The following is a 21258-nucleotide window of genomic DNA, read 5'->3' as shown; positions in this document are numbered from 1 at the left end:
ATTTATTTATTCTGTCCCGCCCCTAGCTTTGGGTTGAGCAGTTACCACTAGTCACGCTCAACCAACTCGACAAGACTTTTAATATCAATACGGTTATCGACTATTTCAAGCCCCCCCTAAGGCCGCAGTGACTCTAAACACCGTATATAACGCGACATTCTCACCAGCCTCCAACGCCACAATGGTCTTTCGACTGCATTTCGCTCTCTGCGCCAATTGCTGCTGGCTATAGCCTTTGGCACGGCGTAATTGGCGTAGCCTTTCAGCAAATACTGCCGGGTTGTACAGAACCATATATGTCGCCTATAACGGACTTTTGGGGTTTTACTCCTTGGCTATGTCCACTATAAGTGACATCGCAGCGCACTTATGTCAGCCCATTCCGAAAGTGAAGATTGCGCACACAAAAAACCCGCCTCTCGGCGGTTTTTTTATCAACGCTGTTTAACGCCCAGCCATAATTAACCTTAGTGTAAAAAGGGGACGGATTTATTTATCCACCACCTTCATGCCTAACGACAACCACTCCCCATAAATAATCACCTGTAAGAAATAACAGTTCCTAATACAATTTTGCGATAACAGAGCAATAAGATATGATACAAAATCTTACAACGAATCCATAGACTATTTCCTGCCACGGCCTGCTACGCTTCCTGAAACGTACAAGGAAGTAGGTGGCTATATGCCTAGAGCAGCACGCATTGTATTACCCAACTATCCGCATCATGTTGTGCAACGAGGCCACAACAAACAGGTGGTCTTCGCCCACACAAACGACTTCGGAGGTTACCTGGCGGACTTGCAAGAACTCAAAACCGTCTTTGATGTGAAGGTGTACGCATTTTGTCTAATGACCAACCATGTCCACTTGTTACTTGCGCCTAGTGACTCAACAGGCCTAGGCAAGCTGATGAAAGCCTTGGCAGCGCGAATGACGCGGCACCGCAACAAACTGGAAGGACGCTCGGGCACGCTATGGGAAAGTCGCTACAAATCCAGCATCGTTCAGACCGATACCTACTTGCTGGCCTGTAGCCGATATATCGAACTTAACCCCGTACGCGCGCAAATGGTTCAACGTGCACAAGACTACCCTTGGTCCAGCCTGCGTCTACGGCTCAACGAATCGCCTGAAAGCAATTGGCTGGACAATCCCCCTGGCTACCTTGACCTCGGCGCAACGCCCGCCGAACGCCTTGCCCGCTACCACTCCTTCATGGACCAGCCGATTCCCACCTCGGAACTGCAACTGATAAGAGGGGCTCTTCAACGAGGGCAACTGACAGGCAACTCGCAATTTACGGATGAAATTGAAAAAATTACGGGATTGCGGATAACAGAAAGAGCACGGGGACGGCCGGCGAAATAGGTCAATACGATAGTTGTCATTAGAGGGGATCGATTAAATAAATCTGTCCCCTTTTCCCCAAAATAAATCCGCCCCCTTTTCCTTTGTTTTAATATCCATAACAAAAAGATCTTAAGAACTGTCAACTTTTACAGCTGACAGCGAAACCTGCGCCACCTACCATTCAATACGAAACAAACAAAAGGAAAAGAACAGACAAATAAACCTGACCCTTTTCCTCCAGCAAAAAAACTATTAAACATTTTAAAAGGATTACTATCATGGGTGCTCTAGTCGGAACTTTCTATGGCGCGTATGGCCAGGATCATATATACCTTACCGTCAACAGTAGTGACGACATTGGCGGAGCGGTAAACGCAACTGCCATTGTTAATGGGCAAACTGGCCCGCTAACAGGAACGCAAAAAATCGGCGCTACCACTACAACCATTATGCTGACCGGCAGTGTAGGCGTGAACGCAGAAAGTTGGACATTCAACACTTCCGACTTTAATGCTTTGCAGGGAAGTCGCAACTTTGCAGGCGCCACAGGAGTCTGGAACTCTCAGCAATTTGGCTTGGGACGAATTTCTTAGCCCCCAAGAAAAAACAGATAAAAAAAGTAAATAGATTTATTTAATCTACCCCTTAATTCTCTCCACAAAAAAACCCGCCTCTCGGCGGGTTTCTTATCAACGCAGCTTAACGCCCAGGCTTAGTTCACCTTAGCGTTCAACTCACCTTTCAGATAACGCTGATACATCGCTTCCAACGAGATCGGCTTGATCTTCGAAGCATTACCGGCAGTACCAAACGCTTCATAACGAGCGATACACACATCACGCATGGCGGTCACGGTCGCGCCGAAGAACTTGCGCGGGTCGAATTCGCTTGGGTTGGTGGCCATCAGGCGACGCATCGCACCGGTGGACGCCAGACGCAGGTCGGTGTCGATGTTGACCTTGCGCACGCCGTGCTTGATGCCTTCGACGATTTCTTCAACCGGCACGCCGTAGGTTTCTTTGATGTCGCCGCCGTACTGGTTGATGATCGCCAGCCAGTCTTGTGGGACCGAAGACGAGCCGTGCATCACCAGGTGGGTGTTGGGGATGCGTTTGTGGATTTCTTTGATGCGGTCGATGGCCAGCACGTCGCCGGTCGGTGGTTTGGTGAACTTGTAGGCGCCGTGGCTGGTGCCGATGGCGATGGCCAGGGCGTCGACCTGGGTGCGTTTGACGAAGTCAGCGGCTTCTTCCGGGTCGGTCAGCATTTGGCTGTGATCCAGAACGCCTTCGGCGCCGATGCCGTCTTCTTCACCGGCCATGCCGGTTTCCAGGGAACCCAGGCAGCCCAGCTCGCCTTCTACCGATACGCCGCAGGCGTGAGCCATGGCCACGGTTTGTTGGGTGACGCGGATGTTGTAGTCGTAGTCGGTCGGGGTCTTGCCGTCTTCGCCCAGGGAACCGTCCATCATCACCGAGCTGAAGCCCAGTTGGATGGAGCGCTGGCAGACGTCAGGGCTGGTGCCGTGGTCCTGGTGCATGCACACCGGGATGTGCGGGAATTCTTCGATGGCCGCTAGGATCAGGTGACGCAGGAACGGGGCGCCGGCGTATTTGCGAGCACCGGCCGAAGCCTGGACGATCACCGGGGAGTCAGTCTTGTCAGCGGCTTCCATGATGGCGCGCATCTGCTCAAGGTTGTTGACGTTGAAGGCTGGAACGCCGTAGCCGAATTCGGCTGCGTGGTCCAACATCTGGCGCATGCTGATAAGTGCCATTGTGTGTGTCTCTCCCGGTTTGGGTCGTTAATCGTGCCAGCCTGCCGTAGCGGCGGCGGCTATTCAAGTTATTGCAGATCGGGGGTGGGTCCGGTCCGCTCATTCGGTATGACAAAAATCTCTACGAGCCATCGATGACCTGTAGGAGCAAAGCTTGCTCGCGAAAGCGGTTTAACCGCCAACACATGTGTTGAATGTGCTGGCCTCTTCGCGAGCAAGCTTCGCTCCTACAGGTTTGGCGCGAGCCTTCGATTACTCGGCTTTACAACCGCGGCCAATCAAATCATTGGTGGCGACCCAGTAAACCAGGCCTTCCTCACCTTTTACGTGAAACGCCAGCATGTCGTTGCTGTACAGCGAACCTTCGGCGCCCGGTTCAAGCTTCAAGCGGTAGACCTGATCGGCCCCGCCGAGGCGCACGTCGACTTCCCTAAGGCTGTCGTCGGTGTAGCGCCAGAGCACTTTGGCCTGGCTGTCGCAGGTCCAGGTGGTCCAGTTGTCCGCAGGCGCCGAGGTGTTGAACAGGTTGAAATTGGAGCAACCTGCCAGCAGTGCCAGCGCCATGACGGCGATAAAACCTTTCATCCATGTTCCTCGACCGACGGCGCACGCCGCCAGCCTTGATTAAAGAGTCAGACCCGTCAAGGGCAGCCATGTTCCTTGGCCGGGGTCTGTGTCTCGTATTTGTCCAGGCCATCGGGCCCGGAACGCTTGTTGAGCACCGGGTTGGTTTCAGCCTGCCAGTCGGCCTGGTAACAGCCTCTATCCGCCGGCGCAGACGGCGCGGGGTCCGGCTTGGCTTTCGGGTTACTCCCGCAAGCCGCCAGCGACACCGCGACGATCAACAGCGCTATCGTCCTGACCATATCAACACTCCTTTGCCTGGTCATTTGAGTGATCTCAGGCCTTGGCCCGGCTTTCCAGGACTTCAACCGCCGGCAGTACTTTGCCTTCGACGAACTCAAGGAACGCGCCGCCGCCGGTAGAAATGTAGGAGATCTGATCGGCAACGCCATATTTATCGATGGCCGCCAGGGTGTCGCCACCGCCGGCAATGGAGAACGCCGAGCTGTCCGCGATGGCCTGGGCCAGGACTTTGGTGCCGTTGCCGAACTGGTCGAATTCGAACACGCCCACCGGGCCGTTCCACAGGATGGTCTTGGACGACTTCAGCAACTCGGCGAAATTCGCCGCGGTCTGTGGGCCGATGTCCAGGATCATGTCGTCGGCGGCTACGTCGGCAATCAGCTTGACGGTAGCGGTGGCGCTTTCCGCGAATTCCTTGGCGACTACGACGTCCACCGGCAGCGGCACGCTGACTTTGGCGGCGATGGCGCGGGCGGTGTCCAGCAGGTCCGGTTCGTACAGGGATTTGCCGACCGGGTGACCGGCGGCGGCCAGGAAGGTGTTGGCAATGCCGCCGCCGACGATCAGCTGGTTGCAGATCTGGCTCAGGCTGTTGAGCACGTCGAGTTTGGTCGAGACCTTGGAGCCGGCCACGATGGCAGCCATTGGCTGGGCCGGGGCGCCGAGGGCTTTGCCCAGTGCGTCCAGTTCAGCAGCCAGCAGCGGGCCGGCGGCGGCGACTTTGGCGAACTTGGCCACGCCGTGGGTCGAACCCTCGGCGCGGTGAGCGGTGCCGAAAGCGTCCATCACGAACACGTCGCACAGGGCGGCGTATTGCTGGGCCAGTTCGTCAGCGTTCTTTTTCTCGCCTTTGTTGAAGCGCACGTTTTCGAACAGCACGATGTCGCCGGCCTTGACGTCAACGCCGCCCAGGTAATCGGCCACCAGCGGCACGTCGCGGCCCAGGGCCTTGCTCAGGTAGTCGGCGACGGGCTTGAGGCTGTTCTCGGCCGAGAACTCGCCTTCGGTCGGACGGCCAAGGTGCGAGCAGACCATCACGGCCGCGCCTTTTTCCAGGGCCAGCTTGATGGTCGGCAGCGAAGCCAGGATACGCGCATCGCTGGTGACAACACCGTCCTTGACTGGGACGTTGAGGTCTTCGCGGATCAGTACGCGCTTACCTTGCAGATCGAGGTCGGTCATCTTCAACACGGTCATGGGTCGCAATTCCTGAATTACTGTTTTTGAGTGACAGAAAGTGGAGCAGCTATGTGCAGATAGTGTTCTGCAACGTCCAGCATTCGGTTGGCAAAACCCCATTCGTTGTCGAACCAGGCCAGGATGTTCACCAGCCGTGGGCCGGAAACGCGGGTCTGACTGGCATCGACGATGGCCGAATGTGGGTCGTGATTGAAATCACAGCTTGCGTGGGGAAGCTCGGTGTAAGCCAGCAGACCTTTGAGCGGGCCACTGGTGGCGGCTTCGCGCAGGATCCGGTTGACCTCCACGGCGTCGGTGTCGCTGACGGTTTGCATCGTAATGTCGAGACACGACACGTTCACCGTCGGCACGCGTACGGCTTTGGCCTGAATTCGCCCGGCAAGTTCCGGCAGCAGACGTTCGATGCCGCGCGCCAGACCAGTGGACACCGGGATCACCGACTGGAACGCCGAACGGGTGCGGCGCAGGTCTTCATGATGGTAGGCGTCGATCACCGGCTGGTCGTTCATCGCCGAGTGGATGGTGGTGATCGACACGTATTCCAGACCAATGGCCTGGTCCAGCAGACGCAACAGCGGCACGCCGCAGTTGGTGGTGCAGGACGCGTTGGACACCAGCAGCTCGTCGCCGGTCAGGCAATCCTGGTTCACGCCGTAGACGATGGTGGCGTCGACATCCGCCTCGCTGGCCATCGGCTGGGAAAACAGCACGCGGGGAGCGCCGGCGTCGAGGAAGCGCTGGCCATCGGTGCGGGTGTGGTAAGCGCCGGAGCACTCCAGCACCAGATCGACGCCCAACGACGCCCAATCGATGCCTTCGGGGGTAGCACTGCGCAGGACCTTCACGCAGTTGCCATTAATATGCAGACAATCGTCCTCCACCCGCACTTCGCCGGGGAAACGCCCGTGAGTGGAGTCGAAGCGTGTCAGGTATTCGATGCTGGCCATGTCTGCCAGATCGTTGATCGCGACAATTTCAAACCCGGCCTTCTCGCCTCGCTCAAACAACGCACGCAAGACGCAACGACCAATCCGGCCGTAGCCGTTGAGTGCAACTTTGTAGGGATGCGGTTGGGGCATGGGGTTCTCGATTACCGTGGTGAATCCGTTGTTGCAGTGCTGGCAGGGCCGACGCCTTCGCGGGCAAGCCTCGCTCCTACAGGTTTTCGGCTGTCATGAAAAACAACACGACCCCTTGTAGGAGCGAGGCTTGCCCGCGAAGAGGCCAGCCCGGACAACGCAACCTTCGGACTTAGTCTTCCAGCAGCTCTTCAGCCTGACCCAGGATGTTTTCCAGGGTGAAACCGAATTCTTCGAACAAGGCTGGCGCAGGCGCCGACTCGCCAAAGGTGGTCATGCCGATGACACGACCTTCCAGGCCCACGTACTTGTACCAGTAGTCCGCGTGAGCGGCCTCGATGGCGATACGCGCACTGACCTGCAACGGCAGAACGGCTTGCTTGTAGCCAGCGTCCTGAGCATCGAACACGCTGGTGCACGGCATCGAAACGACGCGTACCTTGCGGCCTTGCTCGGTCAGTTTGTCGTAAGCCTGAACCGCCAGACCCACTTCCGAACCGGTGGAGATCAGGATCAGCTCAGGCTCGCCTGCGCAGTCCTTCAACACGTAACCGCCACGGGCGATGTCGGCGATCTGGCCGGCATCACGCTCCTGGTGCTGCAGGTTCTGACGCGAGAAGATCAGCGCCGAAGGGCCGTCCTTGCGCTCGATGGCCAGTTTCCAGCAAACAGCCGATTCAACGGCATCGGCTGGACGCCAGGTGTCGAGGTTCGGGGTGCTGCGCAGGCTGGTCAGTTGCTCGATCGGCTGGTGAGTCGGGCCGTCTTCGCCCAGACCGATGGAGTCGTGGGTGTAGACGAACACCACGCGTTTCTTCATCAGCGAGGCCATGCGCACCGCGTTGCGCGCGTATTCCATGAACATCAGGAAGGTCGCGCCGTAAGGCACCAGGCCACCGTGCAGGGACACGCCGTTCATGATCGCGCTCATGCCGAACTCGCGAACGCCGTAGTACATGTAGTTGCCGCTGGCGTCTTCAGCCGACACACCTTTGCAACCTTTCCACAGGGTCAGGTTGGAACCGGCCAGGTCAGCGGAGCCGCCGAGCAGTTCAGGCAGCAGCGGGCCGTAGGCATTCAGGGCGTTCTGGCTGGCTTTACGGCTGGCGATGGTTTCGCCCTTGGCCGCAACTTCCGCGATGTAAGCCGAGGCTTTTTCCGCAAAATCGGCTGGCAATTCACCGCTGAGGCGACGCACCAGTTCGTTGGCTTCGGTCGGGAACGCGGCGGAGTAAGCGGCGAAACGCTGGTCCCACTCGGCTTCGGCAGCGCGGCCTTTTTCCTTGGCGTCCCACTCGGCATAGATGTCAGCCGGGATTTCGAACGGGCCGTGGTTCCAGTTCAGCGCCTTGCGGGTCAGGGCGATTTCCGCGTCACCCAGTGGGGCGCCGTGGCAGTCTTCCTTGCCTTGCTTGTTCGGCGAACCGAAACCGATGGTGGTCTTGCAGCAGATCAGGGTCGGCAGCTCGCTTTTGCGCGCGGTCTCGATCGCAATCTTGATTTCTTCCGGGTCGTGACCGTCGACGTTGCGGATCACTTGCCAGTTGTAGGCTTCGAAACGCTTCGGCGTGTCGTCGGTGAACCAGCCTTCGACTTCGCCATCGATGGAGATGCCGTTGTCATCGTAGAAGGCGATCAGTTTGCCCAGACCCAAGGTACCGGCCAGGGAGCCGACTTCGTGGGAAATGCCTTCCATCATGCAGCCATCACCCAGGAACACGTAGGTGTGGTGGTCGACGATGTTGTGGCCAGGACGGTTGAACTGCGCCGCCAGGACTTTCTCAGCCAGGGCGAAACCCACGGCGTTGGCCAAGCCTTGGCCCAGTGGACCGGTGGTGGTTTCAACGCCTGGGGTGTAGCCGAATTCCGGGTGACCCGGGGTGCGGCTGTGCAGTTGGCGGAACTGCTTGAGGTCTTCGATCGACAGGTCGTAGCCGGTCAGGTGCAGCAGCGAGTAGATCAGCATCGAGCCGTGGCCGTTGGACAGCACGAAGCGGTCACGGTCGGCGAACGATGGATTGCTTGGGTTGTGCTTGAGGTAGTCACGCCACAGCACTTCGGCGATATCCGCCATACCCATAGGGGCACCCGGATGGCCGCTGTTGGCTTTTTGCACGGCATCCATGCTGAGGGCACGAATGGCGTTGGCACGCTCACGACGGCTTGGCATCGCTGATCTCCTAGGGTTTGAATAAAACGAAACGGAAAAAAGGCGAGCATTTTCCCTCACCCACCCGCCTCGGGGCAATGACAGATAGTCATCTAGAGACGTTTTTCCAATGGATAACGACGGTTTCGGCGGGTGAAACCTTTCTGCTATTCGTTTGTAGAGACAACAGCGCCTTGAGAAGTGCCATCTATCGAGCAATATCAAAACTTTTTGATATTGCTCTTGCGAGGCTTTCTGACCATCACTAGACTGCTGGCCCTATGAATCTACGCGTGCCTTCCATTCAACATGACGATTGCGATGAGCTGGCGGCCTTGTGCAAGGCCGGTGGCGATCCTCTACGCCTGAATGTATTGCGCGCGCTGGCCAACGATTCGTTTGGCGTACTGGAACTGGCGCAGATCTTCGGCATCGGTCAATCCGGCATGAGTCACCACCTCAAGGTCCTGGCCCAGGCCGACCTGGTGGCGACCCGCCGTGAAGGCAACGCGATTTTCTATCGTCGCGCCCTGCCCCACACCGACTTGCTGGGCGGCCAGTTACACGCGGCCTTGCTGGACGAAGTGGACAACCTGACCCTGCCGGCCGATGTGCAATTGCGGATCGCTCAGGTACACGGGCAACGGGCGGCGGCCAGCCAGGACTTTTTCTCACGGGTGGCGGAGAAGTTTCGCGCCCAGCAAGACCTGATCGCCGGCCTGGCGCAGTACCGCGAAAGCGTGGTGGCGCTGCTCGACAAGCTGAGCTTCAGCGAAGGCGCCACGGCGATTGAAGTCGGCCCCGGCGATGGCGGTTTCCTGCCGGAACTGGCGCGCCGCTTCACCCAGGTCACGGCGCTGGACAACAGTCCGGCGATGCTCGAACTGGCGCGCCAGGTCTGTGAACGTGAAAGGCTGACTAACGTCAGCCTGCAATTGGCCGATGCATTGAATGGCGTAAGCCTGACCGCCGATTGCGTTGTACTGAACATGGTGCTGCACCATTTCGCCGCACCGGCCGAAGCGCTCAAGCACATGGCCGGCTTGCTGCAACCAGGCGGTAGCCTGTTAGTGACAGAGTTATGTAGCCACAACCAGAGTTGGGCCAGGGAGGCCTGCGGTGATCTATGGTTGGGGTTTGAACAGGACGATCTGGCCCGTTGGGCCACCGCTGCGGGACTCGTTCCCGGGGAAAGCCTCTATGTAGGCTTACGTAATGGTTTCCAGATTCAGGTCCGCCATTTTCAGCGGCCGGCTGGCGACACTCACCATCGGTAAATTCAGGAAAACATCGAGATGAGCGAATACTCCCTCTTCACCTCCGAGTCCGTGTCTGAAGGGCATCCGGACAAAATCGCCGACCAGATTTCCGATGCGGTGCTGGACGCCATCATTGCTGAAGACAAGTTCGCCCGTGTGGCGTGCGAGACTCTGGTCAAGACCGGCGTGGCAATCATCGCAGGTGAAGTCACCACGTCGGCCTGGGTCGATCTCGAAGAGATCGTGCGTAACGTCATTCTGGACATCGGCTACAACAGCTCCGATGTCGGCTTCGACGGTGCCACTTGCGGCGTGATGAACATCATCGGCAAGCAGTCCCCTGACATCAACCAGGGTGTCGACCGTGCCAAGCCTGAAGATCAGGGCGCCGGCGACCAGGGCCTGATGTTCGGCTACGCGAGCAACGAAACCGACGTGCTGATGCCAGCACCGATCACCTTCTCGCACCAGCTCGTGCAACGGCAAGCCGAAGCCCGTAAATCCGGCCTGCTGCCTTGGCTGCGCCCGGACGCCAAGTCACAAGTGACTTGCCGTTACGAAGGCGGCAAGGTTGTCGGGATCGACGCCGTTGTTCTGTCGACCCAGCACAACCCTGAAGTGTCGTACAAAGACCTGCGCGAAGGCGTGATGGAGCTGATCGTCAAGCACGTGCTGCCTGCCGAGTTGCTTACCAAGGACACCCAGTTCCACATCAACCCGACTGGCCAGTTCATCATCGGCGGCCCGGTTGGCGACTGCGGTCTGACCGGTCGCAAGATCATCGTCGACAGCTACGGCGGCATGGCCCGTCACGGCGGCGGCGCGTTCTCCGGTAAAGATCCATCGAAGGTTGACCGTTCGGCGGCTTATGCCGGTCGTTACGTGGCCAAGAACATCGTCGCGGCCGGCCTGGCCGAGCGTTGCGAGATCCAGGTTTCCTACGCGATCGGTGTTGCCCAGCCGACTTCGATCTCGTTGAACACCTTCGGCACCGGCAAAATCAGCGACGACAAAATCGTCAAACTGGTTCGCGAAGTGTTCGACCTGCGTCCATACGCCATCACCACCATGCTCGACCTGCTGCACCCGATGTACCAGGAAACCGCTGCGTACGGCCACTTCGGTCGCACCCCGGAAACCAAGACCGTGGGCGAAGACACCTTCACCACGTTCACCTGGGAAAAGACCGACCGCGCCGATTCGTTGCGCGCTGCTGCCGGCCTGTAAGACTTCCCCGGCGGTACCCAAAGCCCCGCACGGCTCGCGCCGTGCGGGGCTTTTTCATGCTGGAAAATCTGTCCTCGAAACACCCCGAAAAACACCCCGCTTTTACAAAACTGATGACCGACTAATCTTCCAGACATCCCAACGAGCAAGGACGCTCTCGATGCTCCCCAGCCTGCGCCTGTTTTTCGCCCTCCTGCTGACATCCCTGACCGCCAGCGCCGCCGATTGCCCCGACTGGGCACCCGCGCGTGCCCAAGCCGAAATCACCACCCTGCAACAGCAACTCGACCGTTGGGACGACAGCTACCACCGCAAGGGCCAATCCCTGATCGGCGACGAACTCTACGACCAGTCCCGAGCCCGGCTGACGCAATGGCGCACCTGTTTAAACCTCGCCCCTGCCCCTGAACCGCTGCGAACGGCGGGCGGCAAGGTGCCTCACCCCATCGTCCACACGGGGTTGGAAAAACTCCACGACGGACCCGCCGTCGAACACTGGCTGCGCGATCGCAAGGATGTCTGGATTCAGCCAAAGGTCGACGGCGTGGCGGTATCGCTGATCTACAGCAAAGGCCTGCTGCAACAGGCGATCAGTCGCGGCGACGGCATGAACGGCCAGGACTGGACCGCCTCCGCACGCCAGATCGCCGGCATCCCCCAGCAACTGAAGCAACCAATGGACGTCCTCGTGCAAGGCGAACTCTACTGGCGCCTGACCGATCACATACAAGCCAAAGCCGGCAGCCTCAACGCCCGCGCCAGCGTGGCCGGGTTGATGGCGCGCAAGTCGCTGAGCGCGGAGCAGGCTGCCGGGATCGGGTTGTTTGTCTGGGATTGGCCGCAAGGTCCGGAAAGCTGGCCTGCCCGGGTCACCGCTTTGGATAGGCTGGGATTCCCGGCCACCGGCGTCTACAGCCAATCGATCAACACCTTTGCCGATGCAGACCGCTGGCGCGATCACTGGTATCGCTCGCCCCTGCCTTTCGCCAGCGACGGCGTCGTCCTGCGCCAGGATTCACGTCCACCCGCCGAACGCTGGCAGGCCCGGCCACCTTACTGGAGCGTCGCCTGGAAATACCCCTTCGCCCAGGCATTGGCCGAGGTGCGCAAGGTGCATTTCAAGATCGGCCGGACCGGGCGGATCACCCCGGTACTGGAGCTGTCGCCGGTAAAGCTCGATGACCGGCAGATCAAACGAGTGAGCGTCAGCTCCATGCAACGCTGGGAGCAATTGGACATTCGCCCCGGTGATCAGGTTGCCATCAGCCTCGCGGGCCTGACCATTCCCAGGCTCGATGACGTCGTGCTGCGCAGCGCCGAGCGCGCGGAAGTGAATGCACCGCTGGCGGCTGACTTTCATCCGCTGAGCTGCTGGCAGCCAACGCCGGGCTGCGAAAGCCAATTTCTCGCCCGGCTGACCTGGCTAAGCGGCAAGCAAGGGCTGGCCTTGCCGCATGTCGGACCGGGCACCTGGGAGAAACTTCTCGAAACAGGCCGCCTCAACAGCCTGCTGGATTGGTTGACCCTCGATGCCCAAGAGCTTGCTAACATTGCCGGCCTCGGCGAGCGCAGCAGTGCTCGTCTTTTAAACAGTTTTGAAAGTGCCCGGCAGCGTCCGTTTGCTCGCTGGCTCAAAGCCCTTGGCTTGCCGCCGACGGGTCAGGCGAAGCTTGCCGATTCATGGCAGACCCTGGCGCAACGCAGCCACGAACAGTGGCTGGCCGAAGCCGGCATCGGCCCGGGACGCGCAGCGCAATTGAGCGCGTTTTTTCGCGACCCGCAGGTCCTGGCCTTGAGTGAAACATTACGTATGGCGGGGATTGACGGTTTTTAGCGACCAACAATGCCTGTCAGCCCGGGAACCCAATGGTGGCGCTGCGCTCAAACAGCCCATTGCCACCTCGACCCGCTTGCCTTTTTTTGCATGGAGCTTTTATGAAATTTCTTGCACCGCTCGCCCTGCTGACCCTTTGCGGCATGATGGCTGCTCCGCTGATGGCAGCCGAAGAGATCCCGGAACTGACCGGTTGCGCCGCCAAGAAACAGGGCATCGTCAACCAGATCGAACTGGCCAAATCCCATGGCAACGCCGATCAGCAGGCGGGCCTGGAAACCGCCCTGAACGAAGTCACCACCCACTGCACCGACGCCTCCTTGAAGAAGGAACGGGAAAACAAGGTGCTCGACGCCAAGCATGAAGTCAGCAAGCGCCAGGCCGATCTCGACAAGGCCATGAGCAAGGGCGATGCCGAGAAAATCAACAAACGCAAAGACAAACTGGCCGAGTCCCGCAAGGAATTGCAGGAAGCGCTGGATGAACTGGATAAGTAGGATCTCGGCGTTGCGAGGAAGCTTTTGTGGCGAGGGGGCTTGCCCCCGTTGGGTCGCGAGCGACCGCAAAATCAGCAGACGCGGATAATCAGATAGACCGCGCGGGCCGAATTGACGACTGCTTCGCAGCCGAACGGGGGCAAGCCCCCTCGCCACAGGGAATACACACCGCTAGATCAATGATCCCGAAACTGTTTATGGCAAGCACTGCAGGCATCTTCAACTTTCTGCACCGCCGGCCCGAGGTTGCTGGCCTTGTACGGCTGGACCTTGCTGGCAATCACCAATTCACCGGTGGCGCCTTCAAGGTTGCGGGCCATTTCCTGGAAGCGTGCCTGTTGCTTCCACACATCGTCCTTGGCGCTGGTGTGATCTTCTTCGCGCACCTGCGGGAAATGTTTCCACGGCTCATGGGACAGCGCATCGAGTTTCACCGCACCCTCGGCAAATTTCGGCCCGTCGAACGGAATGCGTCCGCGCAACATGCCACCCAGGTCTTCGCCGGTCTTGAGCATTTGCTTGAAGATCGCCTTGCGTTGACCCAATGGCGAATTCGGATCAACACCGCCGCAGGCGGACAAGGTCAGGCAGGCCAGCAATACAACAGAAAGTCTTTTAAGAGTCATGGTGGCTTCAGGTCACGGGGAACGGCGGCCAGTATCCTCGCGTCATCGTTAAACACCAATAGCCCTATTATCAATAAGGGTTGTTTGAGCGCATGGAGCACTCAGGCAGCCGTCAAAGGAATTACTCCATGAACAGCCGTTTCATGGCCTGGCGCCCGCGCCTGGCCTGGACCCTTCCGATGGTAGCCGTGCTTGCGGGCTGCACCGGCGGCGAAAACAACACCCCGAAAACCCACGCCCTGGCCACCTACACCAGCGCCACCTGGGAAGCGTTGCCAACGGTGTCCGACGATGATCTGGTGGCCGGTTTCGGTTCCTGGCGCAGCGCCTGCACCCGACTCAAGGCCGACCCGGTCTGGGGCTCGACCTGCGCAGCGTCCGCCAATGTGGCGCAAACCGCCGGCGAGATTCGCGGCTTTCTCAAGCAGAACCTGGACGTCTACGGCCTGCGTGCCGCTAACGACAATCCCAATGGCCTGATCACCGGCTACTACGAACCGGTGTACCCCGGCAGCCTGACCCAGACCGAAGTGGCTAATGTCCCGGTTTACGGCGTGCCCGAGGACATGATCATTGTGTCCCTGGACAGCCTCTACCCGGAACTCAAGGGCAAACGCCTGCGCGGTCGACTTGAAGGTCGCGTGCTCAAACCCTACGACGACGCCGCCACCATCGAGAGCAAAGGGGTCAAGGCGCCGGTCGTGGCCTGGCTGACCGACCCGATGAACCTGCAATTCCTGCAAATCCAGGGTTCCGGGCGGATCCAGCTCGACAGTGGTCGACAACTGCGTATCGCTTATGCCGACCAGAACGGCCATCCGTATCGTCCCATCGGCCGCTGGCTGGTGGATCAGGGTGAACTGAAGAAGGAAGACGTGACCATGGGCGCTATCAGCGCCTGGGCCAAGGCGAATCCGTCGCGCATTCCGCAATTGCTCGGCAGCAACCCCAGCTACGTGTTTTTCACCCAAAATCCGGACAGCAACGAAGGGCCTCGCGGCTCGCTGAACGTACCGCTGACGGCGGGCTACAGCGCGGCGGTGGATCGCAAGGTGATTCCGCTGGGCAGTCTGCTTTGGTTATCCACCACCAAACCGGATGGCAGCGCACTGGTGCGGCCGGTGGCGGCCCAGGACACTGGCGGCGCGATTGCCGGCGAAGTGCGGGCGGACCTGTTCTGGGGCACCGGCGAAGCGGCCGGGCAATTGGCGGGGGATATGAAGCAGCAGGGGCAGATCTGGATGTTGTGGCCTAAAGGTGCAGCGTTGCCGCAAGTGCCGCAGGTGGCTGACAAGCCTTAACGTCAAAAGATCGCAGGCTCCTACGGGGAATCGTTGTGAACACGGTCCCTGTAGGAGCTACCGAAGGCTGCGATCTTTTGCTTTTGCTTCAATCAGATCGACACAAAAAAGAAACTGGCAATCAACCCCATCCCCACAAACCACACCAGCGACCGCAAGATCGCCCAGTCCGCCAGGTAGCAAATGATGTACAGCAGCCGACTGGTGATAAACAGCACCGCCAGCACGTTGACCGTCACCAACTGCGCCGTGCCCACCAGATGGGCCGCGAGCACTGCCACCGCGAACGCCGGCATCACTTCAAAACTGTTCAACTGCGCCGCATGGGCACGCCGACCCAAGCCATTCAGCGATTCGAGAAAGTCCCGGGGATCATGGTTGTCTTTCAGGTTGTACCTGCCACTGGCCTTGGCGATGGCCGTGCAGACATAGGGCAGGAAAATCGCAATCAAAACGCACCACAGCGCAACCGTCATAAAGCAGTCCCTTCTTCAGTTTTCAGAAATTCGGTGGTCGGTCAAAACTTCATCACCAAGATGCCGATCAGCACCAACCCACAGGCTAAGAGCCGCGGCCGGCCGAAAGGTTCTTTCAAGTAGCGCATGCCGAGCAGCACCACCAGGATCACACTGATCTCACGCAACGCCGCCGCTTCGGCAATCGAGCCCAGTTGCATCGCCCACAGCACCAGAGCGTAGCTGAACAACACGCAAAACCCGACCGCCAGCCCCAGTCGCCACTGTTCTCGCCAGAACAGCATGAACGCCGGTCGCTTGCGCACCAGCGCCAGCAACGGGAATGGCCAGGCACTGAGCAGCGTGACCCACACCAGGTAATCCAGCGGATGCGACCAGCGCCGCAACGCCTGGCCATCGATGAAGGTGTAGCAGCCGATGCACAGGCCAATCAGCGCCACCACCGGCAGCATTGACCACGGCAATCGCGCACCGCCACCGCCCTGCCACAGCAGGCACAGCATGCCGAACGGGATCAGCAAAATGCCGAAGATCTGCTGATTCGTCAGCACTTCCCCGGCGAAGATCAGCGTCAGCGCCAGCACCACCAGTGGCGACAGGCCCCGCATCAGCGGATAGACCAGCCCCAGGTCGCCAACCCGGTAGGCCTGGATCAGCAAATAGCGATAGAGCAACTCGAACGCCGCCGACGCCAGGATCCACGGCCAGATTTCAATCGGCGGCACGTTCACGAACGGCAGCATCACGGCGACAAACAGCATCGCCACCGAGTCCATGCACGCCACCACCAGCAGCCGCTCGGCGCTGAATTTGATCAGGGTATTCCACGCCGCGTGCAACAGCGCCGCGACCAACACCAGTGCTGTTGCAAGCACGGTTCACTCCTTCTGTTGCCCACCCCCATCCCTGTAGGAGCGAGGCTTGCCCGCGAAGGCGATCTCAAGGACGCCTTCGCGGGCAAGCCTCGCTCCTACGGAAAGCGGGCAGATAATTGATTCGCCATATGTCCGCAGCTGTTTATACTGCAAGCGACCACGCCGCACTCAGTTGCGCACAGACTAATTCCAATAATTCCTGCCCCCGCCCGCTCTCCTCGAGAACGGCCGATGGCCTGCGTATGCCTGATCCGAGCGTCAAGACTACCGACAGAGACCTTGCGCATGCCACTCGCCTTGCTTGCCCTCGCTGTTGCCGCGTTCGGCATCGGCACCACTGAATTCGTCATCATGGGCTTGATGCCCGATGTCGCCCGCGACCTCGCCGTGAGCATTCCCCACGCCGGCCTGTTGATTACCGGCTACGCCCTGGGCGTGGTGTTCGGCGCGCCGATCCTGGCGATCGGCACCGCGAACATGCCACGCAAAGCCACGCTGCTGGGCATGACGCTGATGTTCATCCTCGGCAACATCCTCTGCGCCCTGGCGCCGAACTACGCGACGCTGATGGCTGCGCGGGTGGTCACCGCGTTGTGCCACGGAGCGTTCTTCGGTATCGGTTCGGTGGTCGCGGCCGGTCTGGTGGCGCCGAACAAACGGGCCCAGGCGATTGCCATGATGTTCACCGGCCTGACCCTCGCCAACGTGCTCGGCGTGCCACTGGGCACGGCGCTCGGCCAATACGCCGGTTGGCGCTCGACGTTCTGGGCGGTATCGGTGATCGGCGTGATCGCGGCCATCGCCCAATGGGTGTGGTTGCCGAAAGACATCGTCATGGACAAGGCGAACCTGGCCAGCGAGTTCAAGGTGCTGGGCAAGGTCAACGTGTTGCTGGCCCTGGGCATGAGCGTGCTGGCGTCCACCAGTCTGTTCAGCGTCTTCACCTACATCGCACCGATCCTGCAAGACGTCACCGGCGTCAGCCCCCACGGCGTGACCATCATGTTGCTGTTGTTCGGCGTGGGTCTGACGGCGGGCAGCATGCTCGGCGGGCGCTTGGCGGACAGTCGCTTGCTGCCTTCGCTGGTGGGCATGGCCCTGGCGGTCGCGGTGGTGCTGGCGGCGTTCAGCCAGACCAGCCATTCGGTGATTCCGGCGGCGATTACGCTGGTGTTGTGGGGGATTTTTGCGTTTGCCCTGTGCCCGATCCTGCAACTGCTGATCATTGATCAGGCGCATGAGGCGCCGAACCTCGGTTCGACGTTGAACCAGAGTGCATTCAACCTCGGCAATGCCGCTGGCGCGTGGATTGGCGGGCTGGTGGTCGCCAGCGGCGCGGACCTGGCGGATTTGCCGTGGACGGGGGCGCTGGTCAGCGGGCTGACGGTGCTGACGGCGCTGTTCTATATCTACCTGCAACGGCGCGGGGCGGCTGCGGTCAATGTGTCCGGCTGACTCGACGCACTGCATTAACCTGTGGCAAGGGGGCTTGCCCCCGTTCGGCTGCGCAGCAGTCGCAATCCAGACGCCGCGCTCATCCTGATTTACCGCGATTGCAGATTTGAGGGCCGCTTCGCAGCCCAACGGGGGCAAGCCCCCTCGCCACAGGGGATCGCATTTGTGTCCCTGACTTGCGACAGCCCATCCAACCTCATGCACGACCCGCATCGTGCCCAACTCCACCCACCATCCAAAGGACCCCGGATGCTTGAACTTGTCGCTGCGTTTATCTGCCTCACGTCCCTCCTCACCTACGTGAATTTCCGCTTCATCGGCCTGCCCCCGACCATCGGTGTGATGGTCACGGCGCTGATGTTTTCCCTGCTGTTGCAAGGCCTGAGCCTGCTCGGCTACCCCGGTCTCGAAGAGCGCGTACAACAGCTGATCGGCCAGATCGACTTCGGTGATCTGCTGATGAACTGGATGCTCTCGTTCCTGCTGTTCGCCGGCGCCCTGCACGTCAATCTGAGCGACCTGCGCAGTTACCGCTGGCCCATCGGCCTGCTCGCGACCTTCGGCGTATTGATCGCCACGGCGGTGATCGGCAGCCTCGCCTATTACATTTTTGCCCTGTTCGGCTGGCACGTGAGCTTCTTGTATTGCCTGCTGTTCGGCGCGCTGATTTCCCCCACCGACCCGATTGCGGTGCTCGGTGTGCTGCGGACCGCCAACGCGTCCAAGCCGCTGAAAACCACGATCGTCGGCGAGTCGCTGTTCAACGATGGCACAGCGGTGGTGGTGTTCACCGTGTTGCTGGGCATCGCGCAATTGGGCGAAACCCCGACCGTCGGCGCCACGGCCATGCTGTTCGCCCACGAGGCGATTGGTGGCGTGGTGTTTGGCGGGCTGATCGGTTACCTGGTGTACCTGATGATCAAGAGCATCGAGCAGCATCAGATCGAAGTGATGCTGACCCTGGCGCTGGTGATCGGCGGTTCGGCCATGGCTTCGGAGCTGCACGTGTCCGCGCCGATCGCGATGGTGGTCGCCGGTCTGATCATCGGTAACCTGGGGCGCAACCTGGCGATGAACGACATGACCCGAAAGTACCTGGACGGTTTCTGGGAACTGCTCGACGACATGCTCAACGCCCTGCTGTTCGCGCTGATCGGCATGGAACTGTTGCTGCTGCCATTCAACTGGCTGCACGTATTGGCCGCGAGTTTGCTGGCGTTGGCGATTCTGCTGTCGCGTCTGTTGACCGTGGCCCCGGCCATCCTGCTGTTGCGGCGCTGGCGCACCGTGCCGCGCGGGACGATCCGAATCCTGACCTGGGGTGGTTTGCGCGGCGGTGTGTCGGTAGCCCTGGCCCTGGCGTTGCCGCTGGGCCCGGAGCGCGACCTGATCCTGAGCATCACCTACATCGTGGTGTTGTCGTCGATCCTGTTGCAGGGTTTGAGCATCGGCAAACTGGTCAAGTACGTGACCCGGGATGAGCCTGCGCCAACGGCACAGGCCGAGCATCACTGATTACTTTTTGATCTTCTGCGGGTCAGGCTTCCCGGGCTGATCCGCAGCCTTGTTCGGCGTGCTGCTTTCACTGCGCACCTGGGCATGGCTGATCAGGGCAAAAATGAAACTGCCGCCAATGATGTTGCCCGCCAGCGTCGGCCCGGCGAACACCAGCCAGAAATCCTTCCACGGCAATTCGCCGGCAAACACCAGGTACGACACTTCCGCCGAACCGACGACGATGTGGGTGAAATCCCCCAGCGCCATCAGATAAGTGATGAGGATGATGATCCACATCTTGGCGCTCTCCATGGACGGGATCATCCAGACCATGGTGGCGATCATCCAGCCGGAAATGATGCCTTTGGCGAACATCTGGCTGGCGCTGTTTTCCATGATCTTGCGCCCGATGTCGAGGAAGGCCAGATCGGTCTTGGTGTCGAAGATCGGCAGGTGCAGCATCACGTAGGCCACCAGCAACGTCCCGCACAGGTTGCCGAACAGCACGACACCCCACAGGCGCAGCAAGCGCCCGAAATTGCTCAACGTGGGTTTGGTCATGATCGGCAGCACGGCCGTCAGGGTGTTTTCGGTGAACAGTTGCTGGCGCGCCAGGATCACCGCGAGGAAACCGGCGCAGTAGCCGAAACTGGCGATCACCTTGAAACCTTCGCCGTCCGGCAGGCGGGAATTGAGCAGCCCCATGGCCATCAGCGACAGGCCCATGGTCAGGCCGGCGGCCAGGGCCGACCACCACAGCGCGGCGACGCTGCGTTCCAGCTCCTGATCGCCCTGGGTGCGGATGATTTCATGCAACACCGCCGCCCGGGGCGGCTGGTTGCGGTCGGCTTCGTGCTGCTCTTCAGCCGAGAGGTTCGGGGTCTTGCCGTCTTTTTGAGTGTCCATGGAGCTCCGGAACCGGTGGCGTGTCATGTAGGTACGACACGCGGGGTTCGGAGCTGTTCACTGACCTCGGCAGATCGTTCCCACGCTCTGCGTGGGAATGCCTCTTGTGACGCTCTGCGTCACGCTTTGGGACGCAGAGCGTCCCGGGCTGCATTCCCACGCGGAGCGTGGGAACGATCATCAATCAACGACGACGTCGTCCTTGAACTGGTCTTTGACGTAGAGGATTTCGGTGCGGCCGTGGGGCGCCGGCAGGCCGTCTTCGCCGAGGTTGACGAACACCATGCGCTCGACGGTCAGGATGCTTTTGCGGGTGATCTTGTTGCGCACTTCGCAGGTCAGGGTGATCGAGGTGCGGCCGAACTCGGTGGCGGTGATGCCCAGTTCGATGATGTCGCCCTGGCGCGAGGCGCTGACGAAGTTGATCTCGGAAATGTACTTGGTGACCACGCGCTGGTTGCCCAGCTGGACGATCGCATAGATCGCCGCTTCTTCGTCGATCCAGCGCAACAGGCTGCCGCCGAACAGCGTGCCGTTGGGGTTGAGGTCTTCGGGTTTTACCCATTTGCGGGTGTGGAAATTCATGGGGGGCTCCGGGGTTGAGGCGTTTGAGCGATAGGTTTCTGCCCCCAGCTTCAAGTTTTAAGCGACAAGCTGCAAGTAAAAGCAGATTCGCTGTTACTTGCCGCTTGTAGCTTGTCACTTGCCACTAGCCGGACAAAGAAAGCTATAATCGCCACCGTTTCAAAACGGCTACTACCGTTTTCCCGCCACCTGTCCGAGGGGCGCTGCAGCAGGTCAAACCTGTCAGGCTCGGATGGGGCGTTGCCTGGCCCTGGCCAGACACTAAACGCACAACGGCGCCCATTCGCATACATT

Annotated in this window: 21 protein-coding genes and 1 riboswitch; of the genes, 9 read left to right on the top strand and 12 right to left on the bottom strand. The window is 59.9% G+C overall.

What is annotated here, in order from left to right; all coding sequences use genetic code 11:
- Positions 1 to 105: 105 nt before the first annotated feature.
- The gene (locus ACZ89E_RS25080; RefSeq protein WP_476256653.1) at positions 106 to 294 is read right to left on the bottom strand and encodes a helix-turn-helix transcriptional regulator; all 189 of its coding nucleotides are present in this window, start codon (positions 292 to 294) and stop codon (positions 106 to 108) included.
- A gap of 391 nt (positions 295 to 685) precedes the next feature.
- On the opposite strand from ACZ89E_RS25080, the gene ACZ89E_RS25075 reads away from it, so the two are divergent.
- Both ACZ89E_RS25075 and ACZ89E_RS25070 read left to right on the top strand, forming a co-directional pair.
- A complete protein-coding gene (locus ACZ89E_RS25075; RefSeq protein WP_476256652.1) occupies positions 686 to 1372 on the top strand; it encodes a transposase in 687 nt (228 codons plus the stop codon).
- A 260-nt stretch (positions 1373 to 1632) separates the two neighbouring features.
- Entirely contained in the window at positions 1633 to 1947 is a 315-nt protein-coding gene (locus tag ACZ89E_RS25070) for a hypothetical protein (protein WP_463258718.1), read from the top strand.
- A gap of 119 nt (positions 1948 to 2066) precedes the next feature.
- On the opposite strand, the gene fba is transcribed toward ACZ89E_RS25070, so the two are convergent.
- The 6 genes from fba to tkt form a co-directional block, all read right to left on the bottom strand.
- Positions 2067 to 3131 carry a class II fructose-bisphosphate aldolase gene (gene fba / locus ACZ89E_RS25065; RefSeq protein WP_054044249.1) on the bottom strand — a complete coding sequence of 355 codons (1065 nt, stop codon included), beginning with the start codon at positions 3129 to 3131 and terminating at the stop codon, positions 2067 to 2069.
- Between the two features lie 252 nt (positions 3132 to 3383).
- Complete coding sequence (locus ACZ89E_RS25060; protein ID WP_149659681.1) at positions 3384 to 3716, bottom strand: MliC family protein; 333 nt, start codon at positions 3714 to 3716, stop codon at positions 3384 to 3386.
- 56 nt (positions 3717 to 3772) lie between these two features.
- Entirely contained in the window at positions 3773 to 3997 is a 225-nt protein-coding gene (locus ACZ89E_RS25055) for a hypothetical protein (RefSeq protein WP_149659682.1), read from the bottom strand.
- A gap of 34 nt (positions 3998 to 4031) precedes the next feature.
- Positions 4032 to 5195, bottom strand: coding sequence for a phosphoglycerate kinase (locus ACZ89E_RS25050; protein WP_149659683.1), 1164 nt, complete (start codon positions 5193 to 5195; stop codon positions 4032 to 4034).
- A gap of 17 nt (positions 5196 to 5212) precedes the next feature.
- Complete coding sequence (epd, locus tag ACZ89E_RS25045) at positions 5213 to 6277, bottom strand: erythrose-4-phosphate dehydrogenase (protein WP_149659684.1); 1065 nt, start codon at positions 6275 to 6277, stop codon at positions 5213 to 5215.
- A 172-nt stretch (positions 6278 to 6449) separates the two neighbouring features.
- Positions 6450 to 8447, bottom strand: a complete 1998-nt coding sequence (gene tkt / locus ACZ89E_RS25040) for a transketolase (RefSeq protein WP_149659685.1) — start codon at positions 8445 to 8447, stop codon at positions 6450 to 6452.
- A gap of 260 nt (positions 8448 to 8707) precedes the next feature.
- On the opposite strand from tkt, the gene ACZ89E_RS25035 reads away from it, so the two are divergent.
- The 4 genes from ACZ89E_RS25035 to ACZ89E_RS25020 all read left to right on the top strand — a co-directional run bounded on the left by ACZ89E_RS25035 (position 8708) and on the right by ACZ89E_RS25020 (position 13243).
- Positions 8708 to 9703 carry an ArsR/SmtB family transcription factor gene (locus ACZ89E_RS25035; protein ID WP_476256651.1) on the top strand — a complete coding sequence of 332 codons (996 nt, stop codon included), beginning with the start codon at positions 8708 to 8710 and terminating at the stop codon, positions 9701 to 9703.
- An 18-nt stretch (positions 9704 to 9721) separates the two neighbouring features.
- Entirely contained in the window at positions 9722 to 10912 is a 1191-nt protein-coding gene (metK, locus tag ACZ89E_RS25030) for a methionine adenosyltransferase (protein ID WP_149659687.1), read from the top strand.
- Positions 10913 to 11072: 160 nt separating this feature from the next.
- Entirely contained in the window at positions 11073 to 12746 is a 1674-nt protein-coding gene (gene ligB / locus ACZ89E_RS25025) for an NAD-dependent DNA ligase LigB (RefSeq protein WP_476256650.1), read from the top strand.
- A 101-nt stretch (positions 12747 to 12847) separates the two neighbouring features.
- Positions 12848 to 13243, top strand: a complete 396-nt coding sequence (locus ACZ89E_RS25020; protein WP_149659689.1) for a DUF1090 domain-containing protein — start codon at positions 12848 to 12850, stop codon at positions 13241 to 13243.
- Positions 13244 to 13419: 176 nt separating this feature from the next.
- On the opposite strand, the gene ACZ89E_RS25015 is transcribed toward ACZ89E_RS25020, so the two are convergent.
- Complete coding sequence (locus tag ACZ89E_RS25015; protein ID WP_476256649.1) at positions 13420 to 13869, bottom strand: c-type cytochrome; 450 nt, start codon at positions 13867 to 13869, stop codon at positions 13420 to 13422.
- 128 nt (positions 13870 to 13997) lie between these two features.
- Here ACZ89E_RS25015 and mltA point away from each other — a divergent pair, with 128 nt between their 5' ends.
- Positions 13998 to 15170 carry a murein transglycosylase A gene (gene mltA, locus ACZ89E_RS25010; protein WP_149659691.1) on the top strand — a complete coding sequence of 391 codons (1173 nt, stop codon included), beginning with the start codon at positions 13998 to 14000 and terminating at the stop codon, positions 15168 to 15170.
- 92 nt (positions 15171 to 15262) lie between these two features.
- On the opposite strand, the gene ACZ89E_RS25005 is transcribed toward mltA, so the two are convergent.
- The gene (locus tag ACZ89E_RS25005) at positions 15263 to 15646 is read right to left on the bottom strand and encodes an MAPEG family protein (protein ID WP_123404270.1); all 384 of its coding nucleotides are present in this window, start codon (positions 15644 to 15646) and stop codon (positions 15263 to 15265) included.
- 41 nt (positions 15647 to 15687) lie between these two features.
- Positions 15688 to 16521: an EamA family transporter gene (locus ACZ89E_RS25000; protein WP_476256648.1), complete on the bottom strand. Its 834-nt coding sequence runs from the start codon at positions 16519 to 16521 to the stop codon at positions 15688 to 15690.
- Between the two features lie 285 nt (positions 16522 to 16806).
- Between ACZ89E_RS25000 and ACZ89E_RS24995 the strand changes: the two genes are divergently transcribed.
- Both ACZ89E_RS24995 and ACZ89E_RS24990 read left to right on the top strand, forming a co-directional pair.
- Positions 16807 to 17976, top strand: coding sequence for an MFS transporter (locus ACZ89E_RS24995; protein WP_476256647.1), 1170 nt, complete (start codon positions 16807 to 16809; stop codon positions 17974 to 17976).
- Between the two features lie 249 nt (positions 17977 to 18225).
- Positions 18226 to 19491 carry a cation:proton antiporter gene (locus ACZ89E_RS24990; RefSeq protein ID WP_149659695.1) on the top strand — a complete coding sequence of 422 codons (1266 nt, stop codon included), beginning with the start codon at positions 18226 to 18228 and terminating at the stop codon, positions 19489 to 19491.
- Here ACZ89E_RS24990 and ACZ89E_RS24985 read toward each other — a convergent pair whose 3' ends face one another.
- Both ACZ89E_RS24985 and ACZ89E_RS24980 read right to left on the bottom strand, forming a co-directional pair.
- Complete coding sequence (locus ACZ89E_RS24985) at positions 19492 to 20379, bottom strand: formate/nitrite transporter family protein (RefSeq protein ID WP_133835627.1); 888 nt, start codon at positions 20377 to 20379, stop codon at positions 19492 to 19494.
- Between the two features lie 180 nt (positions 20380 to 20559).
- Positions 20560 to 20964, bottom strand: coding sequence for an acyl-CoA thioesterase (locus ACZ89E_RS24980; protein ID WP_123514743.1), 405 nt, complete (start codon positions 20962 to 20964; stop codon positions 20560 to 20562).
- Positions 20965 to 21153: 189 nt separating this feature from the next.
- Positions 21154 to 21252: riboswitch (S-adenosyl-L-homocysteine riboswitch) on the top strand.
- Positions 21253 to 21258 lie beyond the last annotated feature (6 nt).

Source organism: Pseudomonas sp. TE3899, from assembly GCF_056279105.1.
Note: the sequence above shows the minus strand (reverse complement) of the source record. Positions and strands in the feature narration are given on the sequence as shown.

Bases quoted from the DNA above. Each gene is read 5' to 3' on its own strand.
- ACZ89E_RS25050 (WP_149659683.1), bottom strand. From the start codon at position 5,195: ATGACCGTGTTGAAGATGACCGACCTCGATCTGCAAGGTAAGCGCGTA.
- fba (WP_054044249.1), bottom strand. From the start codon at position 3,131: ATGGCACTTATCAGCATGCGCCAGATGTTGGACCACGCAGCCGAATTC.
- mltA (WP_149659691.1), top strand. From the start codon at position 13,998: ATGAACAGCCGTTTCATGGCCTGGCGCCCGCGCCTGGCCTGGACCCTT.
- ACZ89E_RS25005 (WP_123404270.1), bottom strand. From the start codon at position 15,646: ATGACGGTTGCGCTGTGGTGCGTTTTGATTGCGATTTTCCTGCCCTAT.
- metK (WP_149659687.1), top strand. From the start codon at position 9,722: ATGAGCGAATACTCCCTCTTCACCTCCGAGTCCGTGTCTGAAGGGCAT.
- ACZ89E_RS25015 (WP_476256649.1), bottom strand. From the start codon at position 13,869: ATGACTCTTAAAAGACTTTCTGTTGTATTGCTGGCCTGCCTGACCTTG.
- ACZ89E_RS24985 (WP_133835627.1), bottom strand. From the start codon at position 20,379: ATGGACACTCAAAAAGACGGCAAGACCCCGAACCTCTCGGCTGAAGAG.
- tkt (WP_149659685.1), bottom strand. From the start codon at position 8,447: ATGCCAAGCCGTCGTGAGCGTGCCAACGCCATTCGTGCCCTCAGCATG.
- ACZ89E_RS25075 (WP_476256652.1), top strand. From the start codon at position 686: ATGCCTAGAGCAGCACGCATTGTATTACCCAACTATCCGCATCATGTT.
- ligB (WP_476256650.1), top strand. From the start codon at position 11,073: ATGCTCCCCAGCCTGCGCCTGTTTTTCGCCCTCCTGCTGACATCCCTG.
- ACZ89E_RS25020 (WP_149659689.1), top strand. From the start codon at position 12,848: ATGAAATTTCTTGCACCGCTCGCCCTGCTGACCCTTTGCGGCATGATG.
- ACZ89E_RS25080 (WP_476256653.1), bottom strand. From the start codon at position 294: ATGGTTCTGTACAACCCGGCAGTATTTGCTGAAAGGCTACGCCAATTA.
- epd (WP_149659684.1), bottom strand. From the start codon at position 6,277: ATGCCCCAACCGCATCCCTACAAAGTTGCACTCAACGGCTACGGCCGG.
- ACZ89E_RS25060 (WP_149659681.1), bottom strand. From the start codon at position 3,716: ATGAAAGGTTTTATCGCCGTCATGGCGCTGGCACTGCTGGCAGGTTGC.
- ACZ89E_RS25035 (WP_476256651.1), top strand. From the start codon at position 8,708: ATGAATCTACGCGTGCCTTCCATTCAACATGACGATTGCGATGAGCTG.
- ACZ89E_RS24995 (WP_476256647.1), top strand. From the start codon at position 16,807: ATGCCACTCGCCTTGCTTGCCCTCGCTGTTGCCGCGTTCGGCATCGGC.
- ACZ89E_RS25070 (WP_463258718.1), top strand. From the start codon at position 1,633: ATGGGTGCTCTAGTCGGAACTTTCTATGGCGCGTATGGCCAGGATCAT.
- ACZ89E_RS24990 (WP_149659695.1), top strand. From the start codon at position 18,226: ATGCTTGAACTTGTCGCTGCGTTTATCTGCCTCACGTCCCTCCTCACC.
- ACZ89E_RS24980 (WP_123514743.1), bottom strand. From the start codon at position 20,964: ATGAATTTCCACACCCGCAAATGGGTAAAACCCGAAGACCTCAACCCC.
- ACZ89E_RS25055 (WP_149659682.1), bottom strand. From the start codon at position 3,997: ATGGTCAGGACGATAGCGCTGTTGATCGTCGCGGTGTCGCTGGCGGCT.